Raw genomic sequence first — 25,691 nt, 5'->3', positions numbered from 1 at the left:
ACGTTCTGTCTTGACTTGTCGGCGGCGAGCCGACATGCTCCATTGCGATAGAACGTTCGTTCTCTCTGGCTTCGGAAGGACCACCATGACCACCGTCGACACGCCTGTCGGCCCGTCCGCCGTCCCGGTGGCGCACGCGCTGCGCCGGCTCTACCTGGTGAGGTTCGCCTTCGCCCTGGTCTGGGCCGGCCTCGTGTTCGCCACCGGGGCACGGCTCGGTGCGCCCGGCATCGCCCTGCTCGTGCTGTACCCGCTGTTCGACGTGGCCGCCGCCGTCGTCGACGTCCGCGCGTCGCGTGCCACCACGCCCTCGTACGGGCTGTACGTGAACATCGTGATCAGCCTGCTCGCCGCCGTCGGCCTGGGCGTCGCCGGAGCCTCCGGTGTGCCCGCCGTCCTGGTCGTGTGGGGCGCCTGGGCGATCGTCGCCGGGCTCGTCCAGCTGGTCGTGGGAGTCGTCCGCCGCCCGATGGGCGGGCAGTGGCCGATGATCCTCAGCGGCGGCCTCTCCGTGGCGGTCGGCACCACGTTCGTCCTCGGTGCCTCCGCACCCGACCCCTCCCTGACCACCGTGGCCGGGTACGCGGTCGTCGGCGGCGTGTTCTTCCTCGTCTCGGCACTGCGTCTCCGTCGCGTCACCGGGGAGCGCTGACATGGCCGCCGGAACGTACGACGTCGTGGTCATCGGCGCGGGACCGGTGGGCGAGAACGTCGCCGACCGCGTGGTGCAGGGCGGCTTGAGCGTCGCCGTCGTCGAACGGGAACTGGTCGGCGGCGAGTGCTCCTACTGGGCCTGCATGCCGACCAAGGCGTTGCTGCGCAGCGCCGCCGCACTCCGTGCCGCACAACGGGTTCCCGGTGCGCGGGAAGCGGTGACGGGCGAGCTGGACGTGGCGGCCGTGCTCGCCCGCCGCGACGCCTTCGCGTCGAACTGGAACGACGACGGGCAGGTGGCCTGGCTCGAGCAGGCCGGGATCCCGCTCCACCGCGGGCACGGGCGGATCACCTCGGACCGGGTAGTCGAGGTGACCGGCGACGACGGCACCACGACGACGCTGACCGCGCGGCACGCCGTCGTCGTCGCGACCGGCAGTGGCGCGCTGGTGCCCGACATCGACGGCCTGCGCGCCGCGGCGCCGTGGACGAGCCGCGAAACCGTTGCCGCCAAGGAGGTTCCCGGGCGTCTCGCGATCATCGGTGGTGGCGTGGTGGCGTCGGAGATGGCGACCGCGTTCGCGAGCTTGGGCGCGTCGGTCGAGATGCTGGCCCGTGACGGCGTGCTGCACCTCCAGGAGCCGTTCGCCGGAGAGCTCGTCACCGAGGCACTGCGGGCAGCCGGTGTGTCGGTGCGCGTCGGCGCCGAGGCCGCTTCGGTGCGCCGCGACGACGACGGCACGGTGCGCATCACCCTCACCAGCGGCGAGCGGATCGAGGCCGACGAGCTCCTCGTCGCGATCGGCCGCACGCCGAACACCGAGGACATCGGCCTCGACGCCGTCGGCCTGAAGCCGGGCGCCTGGCTGGCGGTCGACGACACCCTGCGGGTCGTGGGAGAGGACGGCACGCCGGTCGCCGACGGCCGGCTGTACGCGGTGGGCGACGTCAACCGCCGCGTTCTGCTGACGCACCAGGGCAAGTACCAGGCCCGCGCGGTCGGCGACGTCATCGTGGCGCGGGCCAGGGGCGAGCAGGTCGACGACGCCCGGTGGGGCCGGCACGTGGCCACCGCCGACGAACGCGCGGTGCCGCAGGTGGTCTTCACCGAGCCGGAGATCGCGTCGGTCGGCCTCACCGCGGCCGCTGCCGAGACCGCGGGCCTGCGCGTCCGGGTGGTCGACCACGACCTGGCCGCCACCGCCGGGTCGGCCCTGCACGCCGAGGGCTACCGGGGCCACGCCCGGATGGTGGTGGACGAGGACCGCCGGGTGGTCGTCGGCTTCACCCTGGTGGGCCCGGACGTGGCGGAGTTGCTGCACGCCGCGACGATCGCCATCGCCGGTGAGGTGCCGATCGAACGGTTGTGGCACGCCGTCCCGGCGTTCCCGACCGTCAGCGAAGTCTGGTTGCGGCTCTTGGAGGCCTACGGTCGCTGACCCTGCCGTCCGGACAGGCCCAGGGCGTGTCCCGTGAGTCTCGCCCGCGATAGTCGCGGTCGAGGGCCCCGGAGGCGGCACCGCCGCAACACCCGAATACGCCCGGTATGAGGGCGTCGCGGCGGCACCGCCCCCGGGACTCTCGACCGTGACTCTCATCGGACGGACTCACGGGACACGCCCTAGTGTGGTGTCATGCGAATCGGAGAACTGGCCCGTCTGACTGGCGTCAGCGCCCGCTCGTTGCGGTACTACGAGGAGCAGGGACTCGTGCACAGCACGCGGTCCGTCGGCGGGCAGCGGCACTACCCGCCGACGGCGGCGACGCGGGTCGAGATCATCCGCAGGCTGTTCGAGGCGGGGCTGGGCAGCAGGATGATCGCCCGCCTGCTGCCCTGCGTGGAGAGTGACGACACGGCCGTCGCCGAGGACGCTTTCACCGCCATGACGGGGGAACGCGACAGGCTGACCGCCGAGATCGACCGGCTCGTCGAGGCGAGGGCGTCCCTCGACGAGCTGATCGAGATCAACACCCGGCACCGGCAGCGGATCGGCGCCGCCTGAGCGGTCAGAGGCTCAGGTCGATGACGACCTTGCCCGTGGCGTGCTTCGACTCCACGAGTGCCAGCGCCTCGTGCGCCCGCGCGAGCGGGTAGGTCGCCGTGATGTGCGGGTCGAGGCGTCCGGTGACCATCAGCTCGGCGACGCGTTCGAGTCCCGACCGGTCGAGGCGGCGCTGGACGACGACGCCGCCGAGCTCGGTCACCGACTGGTCCCCGATGGAGACGACCGACCGCGGTTCCGCCGCCAGCGCGGCGATCTCCCGCAACGACTCGCCACCGACGGTGTCGACCACGGCGTCGAAACGCGAGCCGCGCAGCCGTTCGGCGACATCGCCTTCCGTGTAGTCGACGAAGGTCGCGCCGGTCGCCGTCACGAGGTCCTTCTTGGCCGTGCTGGCCGTGCCGGTCACGACCAGCCCGCGGTCGCGGGCGACCTGGGCGACCGCGATGCCGACACCACCACCGATCCCGTTGACCAGCACCGACGCACCGGCCGGCAGGTCGAGCTGGTCGATCACGTCCAGCGCCGTGGTGCCGGCGACGGGAATGGTCGCCGCCCACGTCTCCGGCAGCGCGTCGGGGATGCGGGCCGTGGACTCGCCGAGCAGCAACGTCGTCTCCGCGTACGTGCCCGCGAACGTCATCGCGAACCCCGTGACCCGGTCGCCGACGGCCAGCCCGGTCACGTCGCCGCCGACGGCGAGCACCGTCCCGGCCGCCTCCATCCCGAGGACCTGCGGGAAGGGCACGTGGCCGTTCATCACGGGGATGTGCCCCGACCGCAGGTGGTGGTCGAGCGGGTTGACCCCGGCGGCCGCGACCCGGACGAGCACCTCGGACGGGCCGGGCACCGGGTCGGGCCGCTCGATGAACTCCTGGACCTCGGCTCCGCCGAAACTCCTGTACCCCAAAGCTTTGCCCATCGTCTGTCTCCTCCACCGTGTACGTTCCGACGGCCGGAACGAGGTGATTTCGACGCTATGGGTTGACATTGGTGTCAAGTTCCAGCGGATGTGACGCGGGCGACTCGGAAGCCGCCGGCCGAGAGGTCACAGCTCCGCGAGCGGCACCGGCCTTCCCAGGTAGTACCCCTGCGCCTGGTCGCACCCGAGCGCCCGCAGGATCTCCAGCTGCTCGACCTCCTCGACGCCCTCCGCGATCACGGTCAGGTCGACGGCGTGGGCCATCGCGATGATGCTCGTGACGATCGCCTCCGCCTCGTCGGAACGGCCGAGGCCCGCCGTGAAGGAGCGGTCGATCTTCAGCGTGTCGAGCGGCAGGGTGAGCAACTGGGCCAGCGAGGAGTGGCCGGTGCCGAAGTCGTCGATCGCGAGCCGCACTCCCAGGTCGCGCAACGCGGAGAGGGTGCGGGCCGCCAGCGCCGGGTCGAGCATGAGAGCGCTCTCGGTGATCTCCAGGCAGAGCGAGCTCGGGGGCAGGCCCGACTTGTGCGCGGCGTTGCGGACCGAGGACACGAGCCACGGGTCGTCGAGCTGGCGTGCCGACAGGTTCACGGTCAGCTGGAGTTCCGGTGCCTGGGCGGTGATCTCGCGGGACGCGGTGTAGAGCATGTGGGCGCCGACGATGTTGATCAGGTCGCTCTCCTCGGCGAGCGTGATGAACTCGCCGGGCAGGATCAGGCCGTAGCGGGGGTGCGTCCAGCGCAGCAGGCCCTCGACGGCGGTGCGCCTGTTCGTGCGCAGGTCGACGATCGGCTGGTAGGCGAGCCACAGCTCGTCGCCCAGCGGCGCCATGCGCAGGTCCTGCTCCAGCTGCAGGCGGCGCTGGATGCGTTCGCGCAGCTCGACGTCGAAGAACGCGATGCGGCCGCGGCCCCTGGTCTTGGCCTGGTACATCGCGAGGTCGGCGTCGCGCAGCAGGTCGGAGCCGTCGCGGGAGTCGCCCGGTTCGGCGAGCACGATGCCCACGCTCGCGTCGACGTGGAGCTGCCGGCCGTCGACGGTGATCGGCTTGTTCAGCTCCGCGCGGACGTGGTCGGCGATGGCGGTCGCCTCGTCGGGTCCGGTCACGCCGTACGCGATGACGGTGAACTCGTCGCCGCCGAGCCTTCCCACGACGTCGCCGCGGCGGGCGCTCAGGCTCAGCCGCGTGCCGACGATCCGCAGCACCTCGTCGCCGGCGCTGTGGCCGAGGGAGTCGTTGATGACCTTGAACTTGTCCAGGTCGATGAACAGCACCGCGGTGAGCCCCGACCGGTGCGCCCGTTCGCGCGGGCTGAGCCGGTTGATGGTGACCGTGCGGTTGAACAGGCCGGTCAACGCGTCGTGCGTCGCCTCGTGCTCCAGCTGGCTGTCGATCATGCGGCGTTCGGTGATGTCGGTGAAGGACACCACGGTCGCCGACGGGAGATCGCCGTCCGGGGTGAGGGCGCGGGCGCTCAGCGACAGCCAGACGCGGCTTCCGTCCGGCCGCAGCGCCCTGACGATCCGCCCGTGCTGCGCCTTGCCGGTCGACCTGGTGATCGCCGACGGGAAGTGCGAGTGCGGGATGGGCTGGCCGGTCTCGTCGTGCAGCTCGGTCGACGACGCCAGCTCGCCGATCGCCTCCTGCGCGCTCACGCCGAGGATCCGTTCGGCGGCGGGGTTGACGGACTCGACGAGGCCCGTGGAGCCGACGACGAGCACGCCCTCCTCGATGGCGGCGACCACCGCCGTGAAGTGGCGTTCGGCGCGCCGGCGGGCGGTCTCGTCGGCGCAGATCAGCACGTACCCGTCGTCCATCCTGGCGACCGAGACCCGCACGGACAGCGCCTCGCCGTCGGCTCTGCGGTGGTCTCCCTGGACCACGCCTCCCGCCTCCAGGACCGCCGCCGGGTCGAGCGGCGCTCCCACCACCTCGCTGATCGGCCGCCCGATCGCGTCGGCGGCGCTGCGGCCGTAGACGGTCTCCGCGCTGGGGTTCCAGCTGGTCACGACCCCCTCGGAGGTGGTCGCGATCAGTGCGTCGCTCACGTGCGCGACGAGCGCGGCCTGGTAGCGCAACGTCGCCGCGGCCGCCTTCTGCTCGGTGACGTCCCGCATGATCACCTGGAACGCGGGCTTGCCCTCCCAGGTCGTGCGCACCGAGACCGACTCGATGTCGGTGGTCCCGCCGTCGGACCGCAGCAGCACGGCGTCGGCGGGGTCGCTCGTCGTGCCCGGCTCTGTCAGCTTCGCGATGCGTTGCAGCATCTCGGTCCGCGAGTCCGGGTGGACGAAGTCGGTGATCGGCCGCCCGATCAGGTCCGCGTCGGAGCGCGCCCGCACGAACCGGACCGCGGCCGGGTTCGCGTACACGATCCGGCCGCCCTCGTGCACCACGATGGCCTCGGGCGCGAGCTCCACCAGCAACCGGTAGCGGTCGGCGAGGTCCGCGAGCTCCTGCTGCTGGTTGTGCCGCCGGGTCACGTCGGCGACGACGCCGACCAGCGCCCGTGCCGAGTCCTGGGCCGACACGCGGGCGCGGAACTGCAGCCAGCGCCGGCCGTCCGGGGTGTCGAGGGGCTGGACCAGCTCGAAGTCCTGCCAGGCCGGCGCCGTCTTCGCGGCCACGGTCAGCGGCTCGACCAGCCCCGCCAGCCGGGCGCGGACGGTGCCGGGGTCCGCGCCGGGCACGCCGACCACCGCGTCGAGGCCCGGCATCCAGCCGAGCTGCTCGTCGCCGAGGTCGAGCCACCACACCACGGCGGCCCCGATCGACGTCCCGAGGTCGGCCAGCAGCTCGTGGTCGAACTCCGCGTCACCGATCAGGCCGCTCACGTTCTGACTCCCGGAATCAGCAGTCCCTCGTATTCCCGGTGGCGTGGCCATCGTGAAGTCCTACCGCACAGCCGACAGGAGGCGCATCCGTCTGGCGTGAACATGGTGTGCCGTTATATCGGTAACCGAATCCGTCCGCATGGTCAGGGGCCGACTTCGAATGTCCATTGTAGACCGATGAATCGGTTCACCGCGAGGTGCTCGTGCCCGTTACCCTGGTGTTAGAGGTGTCGGCCCTCGGTGTGGGGGAGCGGAACATGGTCGCTCGAGGTGTGGGGATCTGCGGAATCGGCGTGGTCAGCGCGTACGGCTGGAGCCGCCGGTCGCTGTGGGACGGTCTGGCGAGCGGCAGGACGGCGGCCGCCGTCGTGCCGGAGCTGGGCAGAGCTCCGGGTGACACGGTCTGGGCTGCGAGAGTCGGCGACGACGGTGACCCGGTGGACGGTCCCGGCAGGTTCGCGCAGGCCATGCGGGCCGCCGCCAGGGAGGCCATCGAGGACGCCGGTACCCGAGGCTGGCAGCCGGGCCGCCGGGTCGGGTTGCTGCACGCCGTGGTGCTGGGCGAGGTCGACCTGTGGCGCGATTTCTACATCACGCGCGGCGGCAGGCTGCCCGTGCGCGACTACCTGGCGCTGATGCCGTCCACTCCGATGTCGACGTTCATGCAGGAGTACGGTTTCCACGGCCCCGCGATGAACGTCTCGGCGATGTGCGCGTCCGGCAACGCCGGACTGATCACCGCGAAAGCATGGCTGGACGCGGGAATCGTCGACGACGTCGTGTTCGTGGCGACGGATCTTTCCCTCACGCCCGAGAACGTCGACCACTTCGTCCGGCTGGGAGTGGCGATCGTGGACGCCGAGCCGCTCGACGCGTGCCGTCCGTTCCAGCAGGGCAGCAGGGGGTTCGTGATGGGCGAGGCGTCGGTCGCGTTCGTCCTCTCCCGACGGGCCGCCCGCCCGTACGCCCTCACGCTCGGCGGCGCGATGTCGCACGACGCCTACCACGTGACCTCGATCGACCCCGGGCTCGAGCAGGTCCTGGGGTGCTTCACCGACGCGCTGGACAACGCCGGCGTGAGCGCCGCCGACATCCGCTACCTCAACGCGCACGGCCCCGGCACCGCGCAGTGCGACGCCGCCGAGGCCGCCGTGCTGGAGCAGCTCTTCGGACCGGAGACCGGCCTCTACTCGGTGAAACCGCTGACCGGCCACTGCCAGGGCGCGGCGTCGGCGATCGAGGCCGCGGTCACCGCGATGGGCTACGACCGGGGCGTGATCCCGGCACCGCCGGTCGTCGCGTCCGGACACCCGGCCCTGCTGAACGGCCTCACGCCGGTCGCAGACGGCCTCACGATCAAGTCGTCGCTGGGCATGGGCGGCCACAACTCGGCCATCGTGCTGGCGCCGCCCGCCTGATCACCGGTAACGCGGTGATCAGCTGGACCGACACTCCAGCTGGGGAGTCGCATGAGGACGTTCCGCGCCAACAGTCGGGAGTGTGACGGTGCTGCGCAAGCACGTGCTCGTGTCGGTGGCCCTGCTCGCGACGGCCTGCACGGCCGAACCGGCACCGGTGCCGTCCACCAGCACCGTCCCGCTGAAACCGCCGACGCTCGTCAACGAGATCGTGCCACCGCAGGACGTGATCACCGTGGTGCGCGACGTGGTCGACGGCCGCACGGTCGAGCTCGCCGACGGCACGAAGGTGCGCATCGCCCTGCTGGCCGAACCGAAGGAGTGCTTCGCCGGGGCCGCGCTGAACTTCGCCCGCTCGACCCTGCTGGCCAGGTCCGTCCGCTACACCGGCGTCACGCTCGGCGAGGTGGACCTGGAGCTGGAGGACGGCACCGACTACGCCGTCCTCGCCGTGCGGCAGGGCGCGCTCAGACCGGAAGGCGTGGACGGCGGCCCGCTGGTCGACGCCCGTGACGAGGCCCAGGCCGCGCGACGAGGCCTGTGGGGGCCGCCGTGCGACGGCTCCGACACGTCCAAGCCCGCGCCGACCACGACGACGGCTCCCACCACGACCCCACCGCGCCCGACGACCACACCCCCGCCACCTCCGCCCGCGAAGGCCTGTGCCGTCACGTACCGGGTCGTCAACCAGTGGCAGGGCGGGTTCCAGGTCAGCGTGACGGTCCGCAACACCGGCACCGCCGCGGTCGACGGCTGGGTGCTGCGCTGGGCGTTCTCGGGCGGCGAGAGCATCCGGGAGATGTGGGACGCCACGGGCCGGCAGTACGGGCCTGCGGTGAGCGCCGCGAACGCCGGCTACAACCCGAAGATCGCGGCCGGCTCGTCGGTGCAGTTCGGGTACAACGGCAGCTCGCGCGGCTCGCACCGGGCTCCGGGGGCGTTCACGCTCGACGGGACCCAGTGCTCGGTCGGCTAGAGCTGGTGTTCGACACCATGCCGCCGGTGGCCGGCGAACGGCCCTCGTCCGAGGGCCGTCGACCCGAACCACACCCGTCCGGTCAGCCTCCGCGCACCGTCACCGACGCGGCGCGGCCGCCAGCAACGCCACCGCGCCCTTGGCGACAGCGATGCCCTGAGCCACGACGTGGGCTTCGTTCAACGGCGCGACCGGGTCCGACACCATGACGCTGGTGACCAGCGAGCGGCCGTCGGCCGTGCGTGCCAGGTAGTTCAGGGTCAGCACGCCGGGTTCGCTGCCGCCCTTGAACCAGACCTCCGGGAACGCCGCCCTGTCGAGGCCGAGGCCGCCGTCGTTGAGCGACAGGGCGTGCCCGATCTCCGGCTGGTTCTGCTTCCGCAGCCCCGAGAACGCGCGGCAGAGGTCGTCCGGCGAGCCGAACCACTCGATCTCGTCGATCTTGCGCGGCTCTGGCCAGCCGGTGAGGCCGGTGAGCGGGAGCCGTTCCAGGCCGGTGAGCGCCGCTGGACGTGCCCAGCGGGGGAGTGCCAGGTAGGCGTCGGCTCGCGCCGGGTACCGCGTGGTGGCCTTGAGCTCGAACAGCGCCTTGGTCGTCAGGAACGGGGTGTTCGCCGACGGCCGCTGGTTGCCGAACGCCTTCACCTGTCGCTGCACGGCGTCGCGGCCGAGGTGGTGGATCAGGTGGTCGGTGGCGGTGTTGTCGCTGATGGAGATCATCTTGTCGGCGTACTCCGTCAGCGGGAGCCTGGTGCCGGCCGGCTGGTTCTGCAGCACGCCCGACGGCAGGCTCTTCCAGTCCTCGCGGATCGCGAGCTGGTCGGTCCACGACGCCCTGTGCTCCGCGACCGCCTGGCCGAGTGCGCCGAGGACGTAGAGCTTGAAGGCCGAGCCCAGTGGTCGTTGCACGTCGTCGTTCAGGCCGTGCACGTCGCGGCAACGTCCGTCCGGCAGGATTTCCGACGCGCCGAACGAGACTCGGCCGCCGAGCGCGGCGAGTTGGCTGTCCACCTCCTGCCACGATGACGGCACCGGCGCGTCCGGCGTCGCCCGCAGGCCGTCGAGGAGACCGGTCTGGTCGACGTGGAGGTCCAGCAGGTAGTCGTCCACCGGACCGCGGACCGCCGCCTGGACGTGGTCGGGCGTCTCGGTGACGATCCGTTTCACCTCGAGCCGGCCGAGGCCGGTCAGCGCGGCGTTGATGCCCGCCGGGCCGCCTGCCGCGTTCAGCAGGACCTCCGCGATGTGGTGCCGTATCTCGGTTTCCGCCACCGGCACGCGGCCGGTGGCGTCGACCACCCATTCGAGCTGATCCCCCGCCGTGGGCACCTCGGCGGCGTGGGCGGCCGGAGCCACCAGTGCCGCGAGGACCACGAGCACGCTGATCAAAGCTGTTCTCATCGTTTCCCCCGTTTCAGAACCGCGTCTCACCCCGGGTCGGGCGGCTGGATCAGCAGCCCGGCCACCTGTCCGTTCTCGCGGTAGGTCACCTGCACGGTCCGTTCGCCGGCCTCGAACGCCAGCGGCACGTGGACGAGCGTGTACTCACCCGCCGACCACGCGTACGGCTGTCCCATCCGCTCGTAGCCGCCGACCGACCCGGCCACCTGCGCCCAGGCGACCCGCAGCTTCTCCTCGTCGACCGCGTCGCGCATGGGCTCGTCGAAGTCCCGGCGCACCTCGTGCCACCGGCACTCGACGATCTCGGCCACGAGCGCCTCTGCGCGCTGGACCGCGTCCGGCAGCTTCAGCTCCGCCAGCGACGCGCCCGTCGTCGGATCGGTCGGCCGGCCGAACCGCTGGAAAGCGGCCTGCCGGCTGGTGCCCAGCAGGTCGCCGATCTCCTGCCAGGTGTGCCCGGCCTCCCTGGCCGCCTCGACGGCGTCCCGCAGTGTCGTCTCGGCGTCGCGCACCCTCCGCAACGCCTCGCTCACCGCCGCCAGAGGACCGTGCGGCACGGTGTCAAGAATGGATTGACGCTGCGGCTCTGTCAAGTCATTCTTTACGTGCGCGCGCTGTCGGCGGGCGGCGCTCCGGCACGTCGCGTTGCAGAACCGGCGGTGTCGGCCTGCTCCAGTGCGAGACGGCAACGGTGTGCCGCAGGCTGCGCAGTTCATGGGGTCGAGGGTAGCGCACGAAATAGTAAAACGTGCTGACCGGGGCAGCACGGAATGGTCAGCCGGGCAGGTCGCCGCGGTCCAGCCGGTCGAAGAAGTCCGCGAGGATCGCGTTGTCCTCGTACCCGAGCGCGGTCGAGGCGGTCTCGTCCCTGCTGAACCACCTCAGCCGCTGACCTTCGGTGAGCACCACCTCGGACAGGTCGAGGTCGACCCGAGTCCAGAACGTGTGCTCGACGCCGTACGAGCGGGTCGCGGAGACCAGCGGCCGCACGTCGTCCAGCACGACGCCCATCTCCTCCTCGATCTCGCGCGTGACGCACTCGTGCGGTTGCTCGCCGGGCTCGACGTAGCCGCCGGGCAGGCACCACGTGTCCGGGAACTTGATCGTGGGCTTGTCGTCGCGCAGGTACAGCAGCACCTCGCCCGCCGGGTTGACCATCACGATGTTCGTGCCCTCGTCCACGTGTCTCCTAAACGGACTCCGTCGTGCCGCGCGGCACGTAGCGGGCGGTGGGGGACCAGCGCTGCACCACGGGAACGCCGTCCACCAGTTCCAGCAGCGAGTCCGCCACCGTCGTGCCGAACTGGTGCACGTCCACGCTCATCGTCGTCAGGGCGGGGGAGGCCAGGCGGCACAACGTCGAGTCGTCCCACGCCACGAGGCTCAGGCCGGACGGCACCTCGACGCCGAGAGCCGCGGCTGCTGCGAGACCGGCCACGGCCATCACGTCGTTGTCGTACAGGATCGCCGTCGGTGGCTCGGGGCCGGTCAGCAGCGACGTCGTCAGCTTCGCGCCCGCCTCCTCGGAGTAGTCGCCCTCGACGATCACCGGCTCGATGCCCGCCGCCGCGCAGCCCTCGACCAACGCCGAGGTGCGGGCCCGCGTGTGCAGCAGGGCGCTGGGGCCGGTGACCCTGGCGATCCGGCGGTGGCCGAGTTCCAGCAGGTGGCCCAGGGCCTCGGCGACCGGGCCGGCGTGGTCGGTGCGGACGCACGGCAGGTCCGAGTCGCCGACGACGACCGCCGGCAGCGCGATCTCCCGCAGCACGGCCGGGCGCGGGTCGTCCAGCACGGGGTTCACCACCACGACGGCGTCGACCAGGCCGCGGGCCGCCCAGCGGCGGTACGCGGCCGTCTCGGCCTCGTGGTCCGCCACCACGTGCAGCAGGACGGACAGGTCGCGTTCGGCCAGCCGTTCCTCGATGCCCGCGATGAACTCCATGAAGAACGGCTCCACGCCCAGCAGCCGGGCCGGGCGGGCCAGCACCAGGCCGATCGCGCCGGTCGGCTCAGCTCGCACCGGGCACCGCGCGGAGGTCGTTGGCGCAGCGCAGCACCAGCGGGCCGGTGAACGCCGCCGGGTCGACGGACGCGTCCGTGCGGATGTGGAACACGCGGACCTCTCCTGCCGGCATGGGGACCAGCAGGTCGTCGACCACGGCGTCCGGTGCGACGCGGTCGGCCAGGATCGCGACGTCGCGGGCGAACGAGCCGGCGCGCACCTCGACCTCGTAGCCGCCGCGCACCGCTTCCGCCTGTGCGGCAAGGGGAGCGGGGTCGTAGGCCAGCTCGGTGTCCTCCCGGAACAGGTGGATCGCGCGGGCTTCGGCGGTCGTCGCCACCACCACCTCCGCGTCCTCGTTCACCGGCGTCAGCAGCGCCTCGTCCAGTTCCAGCTCGACCACGGACCTGGCCGGCACCCTCCCGCGCAGTCTAGTCAGGTGCAGCGTGACGCCCCGGAACGTCTGCCGGTCGAGGGTGAGGTGCACGTCCCACGGTTCGTCGTGGTCGTTCACGGCGACGAGCACGAGCCGGTCGCCGCGGGGCTGGAAGGTGAGCAGGTGCGGCGCGAACGCGTGCCGCAGGCCGTACCAGAGCGGCTTCAGCCTCTCCTCGCTGTCGATCGCCGCCCAGGACGTGACGGGCCAGCAGTCGTTGAGCTGCCAGACGACGGCACCCGCGGTGCGCGGCCACCACGAGCGGTAGTGCTCCACGCCGAAGCTCACCGCCCGCGCCTGGTTGAGCTGCGTCGCCCAGTGCCAGTCCTCGAACCGCGACGGCACCGGCAGGTGCGCCGCGAGGCCGCGGTCGAGCTTGCCGTTGCCGTCCTCGGCCTTCTGGTGCGCCAGGAAGCTCGGTGACGACGGGGTGAGCGGCTGGTCGTGGACCCAGCGGGTGAGCGTGGACCACGTGGGAGGGCCCTGGAAGCCGAACTCCGAGCAGAACCGCGGCACGTGGTCGCGGTAGCGCGTGTAGTCGACCTGGTTCCAGACCTGCCAGTCGTGCCGGGTGCCGTGGTCCTCGTCGTTGGGGTGCGGGCCGCCGAACGGGCTGCTGGGGCAGTAGAACCGGGCCGGGTCGAGCTCGGCCACGATCCCCGGCAGCAGGTCGTCGTAGTAGCCGAGGCCCCAGGTGCGGCCGTCGAGCTGCTCCGGCCAGCCCCAGTCGGCGAAGCCCCACAGGTTCTCGTTGCCGCCGTTCCACAACGCCAGCGAGGCGTGCGACATCAGCCGCACGACGTTCTCGCGGGCCTCGGCCTCGAGCTCGCCGCGCACCGGTTCCTCCTCCGGGTACGCGGCGCACGCGAGCGGGAAGTCCTGCCAGACGAGGACTCCGCGTTCGTCGCAGACGTCGTAGAAGTCGTCCGACTCGTAGATGCCGCCGCCCCAGACCCGCAGCAGGTTGACGTGCGCGCCCACGGCCTGGTCGACCCTCCTGGCGAGCCGGTCGCGGGTGACGCGGGTGAGGAAGTGGTCGTCGGGAATCCAGTTGGCGCCCTTGACGAAGAGGGGCTTGTCGTTCACCACGACCGTGAACGGCGTGCCGATCTCGTCCGGTGTCGTGTCGACGGTGATCGTGCGGAACCCGATCCGCTTCTCGGCGCTGTCCACGAGCCCGGAACCGCTGTGCAGCGTCACGTTCAGGTCGTAGAGCGGCTGGGTGCCGTGTCCGACCGGCCACCACAGGTCGACGTCGGGAACGTCCAGCCGGGCGGTCACGGTGGTCTGTCCGGCGGGAACGCGGACGATGCGCTCGTGGGCGCCCACGGTGATCCGCAGCGTCAGGTCCTCCTGCCGCGCCCACTCGATCTCGGCGTGCAGCTCGACCCGGCCGGTCCGGCCCGCGACGGTCACGACCGGGCGGAGGAGCGCGAACCTCGCGGTGTGCCAGCGTTCCAGCCGCACCGGCCGCCAGATGCCCGCGGTCTGCAGGTCCGGTCCCCAGTCCCAGCCGAAGCTGCACGCCATCTTGCGGACCATGTTGAACGGGTGGGTGTTGACGTGCTCGCGCCGTCCGAGCGCGGCTTCGACCTTCTCCGCGTGCGTCAGCGCGGACGAGAACGACACCGTCAGGTCGTTGCACCCGTCCACGAGGAACTCCCGCACGTCGAAGCGGTGGCTGCGGTGCATGTTCGCCGTGTGGCCGAGCACGTGCCCGTTCAGCTCGATCGCGGCCACCGTGTCGAGGCCGTCGAACACGAGATCGGCGCGGTCGTCGGAGGAGGCGGCGGCGAGGAACGTGGTGCTGTAGCGCCAGTCCGTGCGGTGCGTCCACGCCAGCTCCGCCTCCGCCCTGTCGAGGAACGGGTCGGTGATCAGGCCGGACGCGAGCAGGTCGAGGTGGGTGCTGCCGGGCACGGTCGCGGGGACGGTGCGGCCCCGGACGTTGCCCGGCACCTCGTTCGTCGTCGCGGTCAGCTGCCAGCCGTCGTGCAGGTACTGCCGGATCAAGACGGACCTCCCTGGCGGAAGCGGGTTTCGGGGTTCGGCGCGGCGGCGGCGAGCAGCCGGGTGTACGGGTCCTGGGGACGCACGAGCACGTCGTCGCTCGGCCCGCGTTCGACGATCCGGCCGCGGTGCATCACCAGGACCTCGTCGGAGAAGTGCCGGGCGGTCGCCAGGTCGTGCGTGATGTAGAGGACGGCGAGGTCCTCCTCCCGCTGCAGGCGGGCGAGGAGCTTGAGCACGCCCAGCCGGATCGAGACGTCCAGCATGGACACCGGTTCGTCGGCGATGACCACCCTGGCACCCGGCGCCAGGGCGCGGGCGATGGCCACGCGCTGGCGCTGGCCGCCGGAGAGCTCGTGCGGCCGGCGTGCCGCGAGGGCCGGGCTGAGGCTCACCCGTTCCAGCAGGTGCGGGATCTCGTCCACGGACTTCCCGTGCAGCCGCAACGGCCGGGCCAGGTGGTGTTCGACCGTGTGGAAAGGGTTGAGCGAGGCGAACGGGTCCTGGAAGATCATCTGCACGTGGTCGCGGTAGCCGCGCGCCGGAACGGGTTCACCGTCCCGGCCGGTCAGCACGATCTCCCCGGACGTGGGCCGGACCAGCTTGGCGATCATCCGCGCGATGGTCGACTTGCCGGACCCGGACTCGCCGACCAGCGCGACCGTGCGGCCGGAGGTGAGCGTGAACGACACGTCGTCGACCGCGCGGAAGGAGTGGAAGGTCTTGGACAGGCCCCGCACTTCCAGGGTGGTCATCGGATCAGCGCTCCTGCTTCTCCCGTCAGGCTGGGGAACGACGCCAGCAGCTGACGGGTGTACGGGTGTTGTGGCCGCAGGTACAGGTCCTCGGCGTCGGCGTACTCGACGACCTCGCCGTCGCGCATCACCGCGATCCTGTCGCTCAGCTCCAGCAGCAACGGCAGGTCGTGCGTGATGAACACGACCGCGAACCGCAGCTCGTCCCGCAGGCGCTTGATCTCGTTCAGGATCTCCCGCTGCACCAGGACGTCCAGCGCGGTGGTGGGTTCGTCCATGATCATGACCTGCGGTTCGAGCAGCAGCGCCATGGCGATCATGACGCGTTGCCGCATGCCGCCGGACAGCTCGTGCGGGTACGCGCCGAGGCGGGCCGGGTCGACGCCGACGAGCCGGAACACCTCCACGCAGCGTGCCTCCCGGTCAGGGGCGGACATGCCGGGACGGTGGGTGAGCAGGACGTCCTCGAGCTGCGCGCGGACCGTGGTGACGGGGTTGAGCGAGTTCATCGCGCCCTGGAAGACCATGGACAGCCTGGCCCACCGGAACCGCCTGAGCTCCTCCGGTCCCAGCGCCAGCACGTCGACGTCGTCGAACGTGACGGACCCGGACGTGACCTCGGCCGGTGGCCGGTGCAGGCGGTTGATCGCGTAGGCCAGGGTGGTCTTGCCGCAGCCCGACTCGCCCGCCAGCCCGAGGATCTCGCCCCTGCGCAACGTCAGCGACACGTTCTTGACCGCGTGCACGGGGTTCGCGCCCTGGTAGACGACGTCGAGGTCGCGGACGGTGAGCACGGCGTCCGGATCCGGGGGAGCGTGGTCGGCGGCCACCACGTCGCTGCGGCGTCGCTCGCGGTCGCGCAACGCGGGGTTGACGATCTCGTCGATGCTGAAGTTGATCAGCGACAGCGCGCCGCCGAACAGCGCGATGACCAGACCGGGCGGCACGAACCACCACCAGGCCTCGCGTTGCAGCGCGAACCCGTTCTGCGCGTAGTAGAGCATCGTGCCGAGCGTCGACGAGTTCGCCGCGCCCAGTCCGAGGAACGACAGCCCCGCCTCGCTCAGGATGGCGAGCACGACGGCGAACACGAACTGGGAGGCGAGGATCGGCAGCAGGTTCGGCAGGATCTCCACGCCGATCACCCGCCAGGTCTTCTCGCCGGACACCCGCGCCGCGGCCACGTAGTCCCTGGTGCGCAACGACAACGTCTGCGCGCGCAGCACACGGGCGGCCGCGGCCCAGCCGGTGATCGCGAGCACGATCGCGATCGTCGACGTGCCGCGCTGGTCGGCAGGCACGAAGCCGGCGACCACGATCACCAGCGGGAGGCCCGGGATCACCAGCATCACGTTGGAGAACAAGGAGAAGACCTCGTCCACGAGCCCGCCCGCGTACGCGCCGACGATGCCGAAGACCCCGGACAGCACCGTGGCCATGACCCCGACGAGCAGGCCGATCCACAGCGACCCGCGGGTGGCGTGGGCGAGCTGGGCGAGGACGTCCTGACCGGTGAGCGTGGTGCCGAGGACGTGCTCGCCACCGGGCGGGGTGAGGCCGCTGTCCCTGATCAGCGCCGGGTCGCCGGTGAGCAGCGGTCCCACCAGTCCGAAGAGGACGACCAGACCTGCCAGCACCAGGCCGGTGACGAGCTTGGGGGAACGGGTCATGACACGGTGCTCCGATCCCTCGTGCGGGCGTCGACCAGGCCGTACAGCAGGTCCACGACCAGGTTGGCGCCGAGCACCGCGATCGTGATCACCAGGAAGATTCCCTGCATGAGCGCGTAGTCGTTGTTCTGCACGGCCTGCAGCAGCTTCGACCCGATGCCGGGGTAGGAGAAGACCTGCTCGGTGACGATGGACCCGGACACCACGAAGCCGAGCGAGATGGCGAACCCGGCGACGGAGGGCAGCACGGCGTTGCGGGCCGCGTACCGGATCATCACCCGGCTGCCGCGCAGCCCTTTCGCCCGCGCGGTCAGCACGTAGTCCTCCGACATCGCCGAGACCATCATGTTGCGCATGCCCAGCAGCCACCCGCCGACCGACGAGATCACGATCGTCAACGCCGGCAACGTGCCGTGGTAGATCGCGGAACCGAGGAACTCGGCATCCCAGCCGGGATCGAGCACGACGTCGTAGCCGCCGTTGAGCGGGAACCAGCCGAGACCGGACGAGAGCACCGCGACCAGGATCAGCGCGAGCCAGAAGTACGGCACCGCCGACAGCATCGTGGTGGCGGGCACGAGCGAGTCGAGCCACGTGCCGCGCTTCCACCCGACGACGGCGCCGAGCCCGATGCCGAGCACGAACGACAGCAGCGTCGCGAGCCCGACCAGCACGACGGTCCACGGCAGCGAGCCCGCGATCACGTCGGACACCTTCGCGGGAAAGGCGCTGACCGACACGCCGAGCTCGCCGCGCAGCAGGTTGCCCAGGTACGCGAGGTACTCCTCGGCGAACGACTCGCGCCCGCCGGTGCCGAGCAACGTCTCGTAGGCCTGCCGCGCGGCGGGGTCGACGCTCCCGCCGCGCTGCTGGAGCTTGGCCATCAGGATGTCCACCGGGTTGCCCGGCAGCATGCGCGGGATGACGAAGTTCAGCGTCACCGCCGCCCACAGCGCGGTCAGGTAGAACGCGAGCTTGCGCAGGTGGTAGCCCATGTCACTGTCCGGCGGGCTTGAGCTTCACGTACACCTGCGAGGCGTCGGGCCGCTTCCACACGGCCGGGAACGCGTACAGGTCGTCCTTGGTCGGCCAGCCGGTGAACCCCTTGGCGTTGAACTCGCTGGGGATGCCGCCGGTGAGGACGGGGATGTACGGCATGGACTTCTCCAGCTCGACCTGGATGGCGTCGTAGTGCTGCTGCCGGGAGGGGTCGCCGCGGTCGGTCTTCTTCAGCTCGGCGACGGCCTGGTCGACCACCGCGTTGCTGAACCGGGAGTAGTTCGGGATGGCGGCCTGCCCGACCGGCGCCGTCGTCGCCGTGGAGAAGAAGTAGCTGTAGGTGTAGAACGGGTCGGGCGCGGGGCCCTGCTCCACCGAGTCGATCAGCAGCTCGTACTGGCCGCGGCCGCGCGCGTCGGCCCACTCGTTCCACGACAGCTGCTGCGGGGTGAGCTTCACGCCGATCTGGAGCAGCTGCTGGCTCATCGTCTCCAGCGCGGTGATGTAGTCGGTCCAGCCTGCGACCACCTTCACGGTCAGCGCCAGGGGTTTGCCGTCCTTGGCGTAGATGCCGTCACCGCCCTTGGCGTACCCGGCCGAGGTGAGCAGCTGGTCGGCCTTGGCGACGTCGGGGTTCATCGGCGCCAGGCGGTCGGTGAGCTTGCTCGACACGAGCGCGTTGTCGCGCGGTAGGAGCGTGTAGCCGGGGGACATCTCGCTGTTGACGTTCTGGAACGCCAGCGAGTTGATCTGGGTCCGGTTCATCCCGTAGTAGATCGCCTTGCGCACCGCCGGGTCGGTCTGCGCGCCCTGGCAGCCGAGCTGCGCGTTGGAGCACGTGAAGAGCGCGACCTGGTTGAGCGGCAACGTGATCGCCTTGTAGCCGGGGTAGTTCTCCTCGATGTCCTTGATGTCGGGGATCGGGCCGGTCTGCCAGTCGACCGAGCCCGCCTTCAGCGCGTCGACACCGGCCTGGTTGCCCGACAGCGACAGGTACCGGACCTGCTTGACCGCGGGCTCACCACCCCAGTACTTCGGGTTGGCCTTGAGCGTGAACGACTGCGCCTTGAAGTCGCCGAGCGTGAACGGGCCTGTGCCCACCGGGTTCTGGTTCACCTCGGTGGCCGGGGTGGGGAAGTTCTTCCAGATGTGCTCCGGCATGATCCACAGCTGGCCGAGCACCTGCGGTCCGTCCATGTAGGACGGTTCGGGGAACTCGACGACCACGTGCGTGTCGTCGACGGCGGTGGCCGTGCCCTTGAAGCCGGTCTTGTTCATCGCGGGGGTCTTCGCGACCATGCCGAGGGTGAAGACGACGTCCTTCGCGGTGAACTTCTGCCCGTCGGACCAGGTGGCGTCGTCGCGCAGGGTGATCGACAGCTCGGTGCCGCCGGAGTTCCACTCGAACGCCGTGCCGAGCATCGGTTTCGGTGGCTGGTCCTTGGCGATGTTGTAGAAGAACAGCGGTTCGTAGATCGTGCCGGGACCCTCGATCTGGGTCGGCGCGTACGGGTTGAAGTTGAGCTGGAAGTCGCCGGCCTGGCCGGTGTAGACGACCAGCGTGTCGTCGGCCTGGCCGCCGCCCGACGAGGCACAACCGGCCGCGACGACCACCGTCAGACCCAGTGCGCAGAGCCGCTTCAGCAGGAACATCGTTGATCCTCCCCTTGGCTGGGATGCTGCGGGGCGAGATTCTTCAGTTACTAAACAAAGAAAGTCAACGGCTCGGGGTGCTTTACTTGACGCTGGTCGTCGATGGAGCAAGTTCGTCGTTCGACGACGGACGGAGGCGTGAACGTGAGCGGACCGGCGCGGGTGACCCACGCGAGCACCAGGGCGGCCGTGCTGGACCTGATCCGCGCCGCGGGCATGATCAGCAGGGTCGGCCTGGTCAACGCCAGCGGGCTGACCGGCGGGACGATCTCCACGGTCGTGCGCGGGCTGATCGACGAGGGGCTGGTCGCCGAGACCGGGCACGCCGAGTCCACCGGCGGCAAGCGCCGGGTCATGCTGCAGCTCAACCACTTCGCGCGCTACGCCATCGGCGTGCACCTCGACGACGCGCGGATCACCTACGTGCTGACGAACCTCGGCGGAGCGGTCGTCGCCCGCATCTCCCGTGCCGGGGCCGCGAGCGAGGAGCCCGCGGCCGTCGTCGCCAGGATGACCCGTGAGGTCGGCGCGCTGATCGACAGCGTCGGCGTCGACCGGGACCGCATCCTCGGGCTGGGCCTCGTCTCGGCCCGCCCGTCGGAGTTCGGCCTGGAGCTCGAACGCGCCACGGGCCTGCCGGTCGTGCTGGACAACGACGCGACGGCGGCGGCGATCGGCGAGCACTGGTCCGGCGGCGTGGGCGCGACCGCGACGTTCGCCGCGCTGTACATGGGGTCGGACATCGGTGCCGGGGTGGTGCTCGGCGGCACGACGCACCGCGGCCCCAGCGGGCACGCCGGCGAGATCGGCCACGCCTGCCTCGACCTCGACGGCCCGCCGTGCCGGTGCGGTGCGCGGGGGTGCCTGGAGGTGCTGGCCGGGCCCGCCGCCGTCGTCGCGCGGGCGCGGGAGGACCGGGCGCTGACCCGCGCGGCCGGGCTGGTCGGCGGCAGGACCCGCCCCGCCACGCCGGTCGCCACCGACTTCGCCGCGATCAGCAGGGCCGCGCGCCAGGGCAACGCGCGGGCGCTGGCCCTGCTGGAACGGTCCGCGCGGTACGTGGCGGCCGCCGCCCGCACGCTCGCCAACGCGCTCGACCTCGAGGTGCTGGTGCTCACCGGCCCGAGCTTCGCGATCGCGGGCTCGATCTACCTGCCGGTGCTGCGGGAGGAGCTCGACAGGGCGTTCGTCGCACGGGGCGCGCACCCGGTCTCCGTGCGGTTGTCGCCGTCAGCGGCGTCGGCGGCCGCGATCGGCGCCGCGGCGATCGTGCTGCAGTCGGAGCTCGTTCCCCGCACCCAGGGGCTGCGGCTGCCGGACGACCTGGCGGCGGACGAGCCACCGGTGTTCCAGCACGCACGCTGACCCGTCACGGGCAGACGTTCATGCTGCTGTTGTTCAGCTGGATGTCGCGGAACGTCGTGTTGGTGCCACAAGGGCTTTCGCGCACCGACGAGTTGGTCACCGTCAGGTTCTGCACGGTGATGTCGCTGTTGTTCGGGAACTCCGTGCGCGCGGCGAGGCGGATCTCGCCGCCGCCGGACACGGTCCCGCTCTGCGCCGCGAGGGTCACGTTGTAGCAGTTCTCGATCAGGACGGCGTTGTTGCCGGTGTTCGCGAGGTCGAGCCGGTCGATCGTCAGCCCGCCGCTCTCCGACACGCAGAACACGCCGCGGCCGCCACCCCGCGCCCGGACGGTGCCGACCCGGACGTTGGTGGCGTAGCCGCTCCCGATGCGGCCGTTGCGGTTGGCCGTGCGGAAGGCCGCGTACCCGGTGCCCGCTCCGGCGTTCTCCGCGTCCACGGTGCCGACGGTGGCGTTGATCGTCTCGTTGAGCAGCAGCCCGGACTCGCCGACGCCGCGCGCGGTCACCGTGCCGATCGAGAGCCCGTCCACGCCGTAGGTCTCGACGGCGTGGCTGCTCGCGCCCGAGACGTACACGGTGCCGATCCGGATGTCGCGGCTGCGGACGCTGGTGTCGCCGCGGTTGTCGATGCGCACCCCGAGGCCGCCGGAGAGGCGCATGTCGATCTGGCCGAGAACCACGTTGTCGACGTTGCGCAGGAAGATCCCGTACAACGGGCGGCCGGTCACCGAGAGGTAGCCGACCTCGACGTCACGGGTGCCCCGGGAGTAGATCGGGGCCTGGTCGCCGGAACCGGAGCCGGTGACGTCGATGGTGCCGCAGACGTCGATGCCGGTGTGGCTCGGCAACGAGATCCGCGAGCCGGCGCTCACGGAACCGCTGCCGCGCACCAGAACCCACTGCTTGGACGTGCGGCCCGAGGTGAGGCTCGAGATCGCCGCCTGGACGGCCGAGCGCATGTCGGTTCCCGTGTAGACGGTCCGGCCGCCGTTGCGCGCGGTCCACGTGCTGCCGCTGAGCACGGCGTCGGCGTTGTAGCCGCGGTCGCCGCAGGCCAGGGCGTGTGGATCGGTGTCCGCCACCGCCGCGGGCACACCTCCGAGCATCGTCGCGGCGACGACCGCGCTCACGTGCCACCTGGTTCGGGACATGGCAGATCTCCCTCGGTTTCCGGGAAGCGGGATCGCGTTGCGCGCCGGGCACGTTAGCGTCGAACCGGGTGTTCGACGACGCTCTGATCGAATTCATCGATGCGCGTTCACCGCCGTTTTCGCGCTGTCATGTCGCGCGGGACGAATCGGGGTGACGTCTCAGATGGCGAGCGCCGGAGTAGTGTGGAACGTTATCGACAACGATTGACACGACCCCGGGACGCGCGGGAGCCTCTGGTCTTCCGAGACAACCGAACTCCGGGACGACGACCTCTGCGACGATCCGGCGGACCGCCGCAGCACCCGCGCAGCCGGGACCAGCCGTGGGCAGGCGGCACCGGTCCCGGCTGCGCACCCCCGACCGTGCCCGGGAAAACGCGTGGGAGAGCTTCCCTTGGCACAGTTCGCGAACCCGATCCTGGCCGGCTCGCACCCCGATCCGTCGGTGTGCCGTGCCGGGGACGACTACTACCTGGTCACCTCGACGTTCGAGTACTTCCCCGGACTGCCGGTCTACCACAGCCGCGACCTGGTGCACTGGCGGCAGCTCGGGCACGTCCTGGACCGGCCGTCACAGCTGCCGTTGCAGGGCGTGCGGGCCTCCGGCGGGCTGTACGCGCCGACGATCCGGCACCACGACGGCGTGTTCTACGTGGTGTGCACGCTCGTCGGCGGCACGCGCGAGTCCGGCAACTTCGTCGTGACGGCCACCGATCCGGCCGGCGACTGGTCCGAGCCGCAGTGGCTGCCCGACGCCGACGGGTTCGACCCGTCGTTGTTCTTCGACGACGACGGCCGCGCGTGGTGGACCGCGACCCGCGAGATCGAGAACGGCCGCAACGAGATCTACCTGCGCGAGTTCGACCCCGCGAAGCTGGCGCTGGTCGGCGAGGAACACGTGGTGCTCCACGGCATCGTGCGGGGATCGGTGTGGCTCGAGGCGCCGCACGTGTACAAAGTGGATGGACGCTATGTGATGGTGTGCGCGGAAGGCGGCACGGACTTCGAGCACTCCGTCGTCGTGGCGTCCTCCGGCAGCATCACGGGCCCGTACGCCCCCTCCAAGCTGAACCCGGTGCTGACCCACCGCCACCTCGGCCGGGACCACCCGATCGCGGCGGTCGGGCACGCGGACCTGGTGCGCACGCAGCACGGCCAGTGGTACGCGGTGCTGCTCGCGACCCGCCCGTACGGCGGCTACTACTACAACCTGGGCCGCGAGACCTTCCTCGTCCCGGTGTCGTGGGAGGCCGACGGTCCGGTGTTCAGCCCCGGCACCGGACGTGTCGAGGAGTCCTATCCCGTTCCGGACCTGCCCGCCCACCCGTGGCCGGCCGCTCCCGAGGACTTCTCGTCACCGGAGCTCGGGGGTGAGTGGATGTTCCTGCGCACGCCGGAGTCGCGGTTCTGGTCGGTGACCGAACGACCGGGGCACCTGCGGCTGCGCGTGCGGCCGGAGTCGATCACCGAGCGGGCGAACCCGAGCATCGTGCTGCGGCGTCAACAGCACCAGGACTTCCACGTGTCGTGCGCACTGGAGTTCCGGCCGGGCGGACCGTCCGAGGCCGCCGGGCTGGTGCTGCTGCAGAACGACGACCACCACGTCCGGTTGCTGCTCGGTTCCGGGGGAGAGGTCTCGCTGGTGCTGCGCGCGGGCGGACGCGACGAGCCGCTGGCGAGGACCGAGGTCGGCGGCTCCGTCGTGCGGCTGGGGTTCGAGGCGCACGGGCAGAGCCACCAGGCGCTGGTGGCGATGGGCTCGGCGGTGTGGCGGCCGCTGGGGGAGCCGTTCGACGGCAGGGTGCTCAGCACACCTGTCGCCGGCGGGTTCACCGGTGTCCACATCGGACTGTACGCGACCGGTGGCGGTGCTGAGAGCGACTCCTGGGCCGATTTTTCCGACTTCACGTACCGGCCGTCCGTCTGAATCGTTTCGTCCAGCGGTCGATCCGCGGGTGAAGTCTGTCCACAGCAGACCGTAGTCGAACCGTTACCAGTCCGTTCGACTGTCGGCGTTCGACGCTGTTCGACGGCGTGCTTGACGCTGCGCGAAGCACCGATGCAGACTCCGGAAAGCGTTTTCCAGCAGACGAGGTCAGGAGTTCATGAGCGCTCTCGACGAACTGCGTCAGCTGCGCCGCGGCGGAGTGCAGGTGCGCAAACGCGACAACAAGGCCGCGTTCTGGTTCCTCGCACCCTGGTTCGCCGGACTGGCCTTCATCACGATCGGTCCAGTGCTCGCGTCGTTCGGGCTGGGCTTCACCAAGTACAACCTGATCCAGCCGCCGCGGTTCATCGGGCTCGACAACTTCGCCCGCATCCTCAGCGACGAACGGCTGCACAACGCCCTGCGCGTCACGTTCACCTACGTGCTCGTGTCGGTGCCGCTCCAGCTGGCTTGCGCCCTGGGCGTCGCGCTGCTGCTCGACAAGGGGCTGCGCGGGCTCGCGATCTACCGCTCGGCGTTCTACCTGCCGTCGCTGCTCGGGTCGAGCGTGGCGATCGCGGTGCTCTGGACGCAGGTCTTCGGCACCGAGGGACTCGTGAACCGCGTGCTGGGCCTCTTCGGCGTCGAGGGCAGGGGCTGGATCTCCGACCCGGACACCGCGCTGTCCACGCTGATCGTGCTGAACGTGTGGACGTTCGGCTCGCCGATGATCATCTTCCTGGCCGGGCTGCGGCAGATCCCGGTGGTGTACTACGAGGCCGCCGCGATCGACGGCGCGAGCTGGTGGTCGCGGTTCCGGCGGATCACGATGCCGCTGCTGTCGCCGATCCTGTTCTTCAACCTGGTGCTGCAGATCATCCACGCGTTCCAGTCGTTCACCCAGGCGTTCGTCGTCTCCGGCGGCACGGGCGGGCCGTCCGACTCGACGATGTTCTACACGCTCTACCTGTACCAGCAGGGTTTCAGCCGGTTCGACATGGGCTACGCGTCGGCGCTGGCGTGGTTCCTGCTGCTGATCATCGCGGCCTTCACCGCGATCAACTTCTGGGCGGCGAAGTACTGGGTGTTCTATGACGACTGAACTGCGCCGCCGGCTCCTGGTCCCCGCGAAGCACCTCGGCCTGGTCCTGATCGGGTTCGTGATGCTGTACCCGGTGCTGTGGATGGTCGTGAGCTCGCTGCGTCCCGGCGACGAGATCTTCCGCAGCCCCGGCCTGATCCTCGACAGCCTGCACACCGAGAACTACGTGGAGGGCTGGAACGCCCTCAACCCGTCGTTCGGGACGTACCTGGTCAACTCGACGATCCTGGTGCTGGGCTGCATCGTCGGCAACCTGGTGTCGTGCTCGATGGCGGCCTACGCCTTCGCCCGGCTGAACTTCAGCGGCAAGCGGTGGTGGTTCGGCATCATGCTCGGCACGATCATGCTGCCGATCCACGTGATCATCGTGCCGCAGTACGTGCTGTTCTCGAACATCGGCTGGGTCAACA

20 protein-coding genes and 1 pseudogene are annotated in these 25,691 nt (G+C 70.8%); 9 read left to right on the top strand and 12 right to left on the bottom strand.

The features are described from left to right. Window positions 1-85: 85 nt before the first annotated feature. The 3 genes from VM306_RS36410 to VM306_RS36400 all read left to right on the top strand — a co-directional run bounded on the left by VM306_RS36410 (window position 86) and on the right by VM306_RS36400 (window position 2,657). On the top strand, window positions 86-652 hold the full coding sequence (locus VM306_RS36410; RefSeq protein WP_325523160.1) for a hypothetical protein: 567 nt from the start codon (window positions 86-88) through the stop codon (window positions 650-652). A gap of 1 nt (window position 653) precedes the next feature. Further along, window positions 654-2,093 carry an NAD(P)/FAD-dependent oxidoreductase gene (locus VM306_RS36405; protein WP_325523158.1) on the top strand — a complete coding sequence of 480 codons (1,440 nt, stop codon included), beginning with the start codon at window positions 654-656 and terminating at the stop codon, window positions 2,091-2,093. A gap of 195 nt (window positions 2,094-2,288) precedes the next feature. Then, window positions 2,289-2,657 carry a MerR family transcriptional regulator gene (locus tag VM306_RS36400; RefSeq protein ID WP_325523156.1) on the top strand — a complete coding sequence of 123 codons (369 nt, stop codon included), beginning with the start codon at window positions 2,289-2,291 and terminating at the stop codon, window positions 2,655-2,657. A gap of 4 nt (window positions 2,658-2,661) precedes the next feature. Here VM306_RS36400 and VM306_RS36395 read toward each other — a convergent pair whose 3' ends face one another. Beyond that, entirely contained in the window at window positions 2,662-3,579 is a 918-nt protein-coding gene (locus VM306_RS36395) for an NADP-dependent oxidoreductase (protein WP_325523154.1), read from the bottom strand. Between the two features lie 126 nt (window positions 3,580-3,705). Further along, window positions 3,706-6,465 carry a sensor domain-containing protein gene (locus VM306_RS36390; RefSeq protein WP_414672497.1) on the bottom strand — a complete coding sequence of 920 codons (2,760 nt, stop codon included), beginning with the start codon at window positions 6,463-6,465 and terminating at the stop codon, window positions 3,706-3,708. 206 nt (window positions 6,466-6,671) lie between these two features. On the opposite strand from VM306_RS36390, the gene VM306_RS36385 reads away from it, so the two are divergent. Beyond that, window positions 6,672-7,832, top strand: coding sequence for a beta-ketoacyl synthase N-terminal-like domain-containing protein (locus VM306_RS36385; protein ID WP_325523150.1), 1,161 nt, complete (start codon window positions 6,672-6,674; stop codon window positions 7,830-7,832). An 82-nt stretch (window positions 7,833-7,914) separates the two neighbouring features. Further along, complete coding sequence (locus VM306_RS36380; RefSeq protein WP_325523148.1) at window positions 7,915-8,808, top strand: cellulose binding domain-containing protein; 894 nt, start codon at window positions 7,915-7,917, stop codon at window positions 8,806-8,808. A 99-nt stretch (window positions 8,809-8,907) separates the two neighbouring features. Here the strand turns inward: VM306_RS36380 and VM306_RS36375 are convergent, their stop codons facing one another. The 9 genes from VM306_RS36375 to VM306_RS36335 form a co-directional block, all read right to left on the bottom strand. Further along, window positions 8,908-10,209 (bottom strand): serine hydrolase, encoded by a 1,302-nt coding sequence (locus tag VM306_RS36375; protein WP_325523146.1) that lies wholly within the window; start codon window positions 10,207-10,209, stop codon window positions 8,908-8,910. 26 nt (window positions 10,210-10,235) lie between these two features. Next, window positions 10,236-10,766: a DUF3887 domain-containing protein gene (locus VM306_RS36370; RefSeq protein ID WP_325523144.1), complete on the bottom strand. Its 531-nt coding sequence runs from the start codon at window positions 10,764-10,766 to the stop codon at window positions 10,236-10,238. A gap of 217 nt (window positions 10,767-10,983) precedes the next feature. Continuing rightward, on the bottom strand, window positions 10,984-11,391 hold the full coding sequence (locus tag VM306_RS36365; protein ID WP_325523142.1) for an NUDIX hydrolase: 408 nt from the start codon (window positions 11,389-11,391) through the stop codon (window positions 10,984-10,986). 7 nt (window positions 11,392-11,398) lie between these two features. Further along, complete coding sequence (locus tag VM306_RS36360) at window positions 11,399-12,229, bottom strand: LacI family DNA-binding transcriptional regulator (RefSeq protein ID WP_325523140.1); 831 nt, start codon at window positions 12,227-12,229, stop codon at window positions 11,399-11,401. Continuing rightward, on the bottom strand, window positions 12,219-14,660 hold the full coding sequence (locus tag VM306_RS36355; protein WP_325523138.1) for a glycoside hydrolase family 2 protein: 2,442 nt from the start codon (window positions 14,658-14,660) through the stop codon (window positions 12,219-12,221). The genes VM306_RS36360 and VM306_RS36355 overlap by 11 nt, the downstream gene beginning before the upstream one ends. Then, a complete protein-coding gene (locus tag VM306_RS36350) occupies window positions 14,657-15,412 on the bottom strand; it encodes an ABC transporter ATP-binding protein (protein WP_325523136.1) in 756 nt (251 codons plus the stop codon). Before VM306_RS36350 ends, VM306_RS36355 begins: the two co-directional genes overlap by 4 nt. After that, entirely contained in the window at window positions 15,409-17,082 is a 1,674-nt protein-coding gene (locus tag VM306_RS36345; protein ID WP_325523134.1) for a dipeptide/oligopeptide/nickel ABC transporter permease/ATP-binding protein, read from the bottom strand. Before VM306_RS36345 ends, VM306_RS36350 begins: the two co-directional genes overlap by 4 nt. Further along, complete coding sequence (locus tag VM306_RS36340) at window positions 17,079-18,077, bottom strand: ABC transporter permease (protein WP_325523132.1); 999 nt, start codon at window positions 18,075-18,077, stop codon at window positions 17,079-17,081. The genes VM306_RS36345 and VM306_RS36340 overlap by 4 nt, the downstream gene beginning before the upstream one ends. A 1-nt stretch (window position 18,078) precedes the next feature. Continuing rightward, complete coding sequence (locus VM306_RS36335) at window positions 18,079-19,734, bottom strand: ABC transporter substrate-binding protein (protein WP_325523130.1); 1,656 nt, start codon at window positions 19,732-19,734, stop codon at window positions 18,079-18,081. Between the two features lie 138 nt (window positions 19,735-19,872). Here VM306_RS36335 and VM306_RS36330 point away from each other — a divergent pair, with 138 nt between their 5' ends. Continuing rightward, entirely contained in the window at window positions 19,873-21,099 is a 1,227-nt protein-coding gene (locus VM306_RS36330) for an ROK family protein (RefSeq protein ID WP_325523127.1), read from the top strand. A gap of 4 nt (window positions 21,100-21,103) precedes the next feature. On the opposite strand, the gene VM306_RS36325 is transcribed toward VM306_RS36330, so the two are convergent. Beyond that, complete coding sequence (locus VM306_RS36325; RefSeq protein WP_325523126.1) at window positions 21,104-22,252, bottom strand: hypothetical protein; 1,149 nt, start codon at window positions 22,250-22,252, stop codon at window positions 21,104-21,106. A gap of 394 nt (window positions 22,253-22,646) precedes the next feature. Here VM306_RS36325 and VM306_RS36320 point away from each other — a divergent pair, with 394 nt between their 5' ends. The 3 genes and pseudogenes from VM306_RS36320 to VM306_RS36310 form a co-directional block, all read left to right on the top strand. After that, complete coding sequence (locus VM306_RS36320) at window positions 22,647-24,179, top strand: glycoside hydrolase family 43 protein (protein WP_325523124.1); 1,533 nt, start codon at window positions 22,647-22,649, stop codon at window positions 24,177-24,179. A 178-nt stretch (window positions 24,180-24,357) separates the two neighbouring features. Then, window positions 24,358-25,281 carry a sugar ABC transporter permease gene (locus VM306_RS36315; RefSeq protein ID WP_325523122.1) on the top strand — a complete coding sequence of 308 codons (924 nt, stop codon included), beginning with the start codon at window positions 24,358-24,360 and terminating at the stop codon, window positions 25,279-25,281. Further along, window positions 25,271-25,691: pseudogene (locus VM306_RS36310) on the top strand (carbohydrate ABC transporter permease); the annotation flags it as partial. The gene VM306_RS36315 and the pseudogene VM306_RS36310, both read left to right, overlap by 11 nt.

This window comes from Lentzea sp. (genome assembly GCF_035525475.1).
GTDB lineage: Bacteria > Actinomycetota > Actinomycetes > Mycobacteriales > Pseudonocardiaceae > Lentzea.
This window is presented reverse-complemented; position numbering and strand designations above follow the sequence as displayed.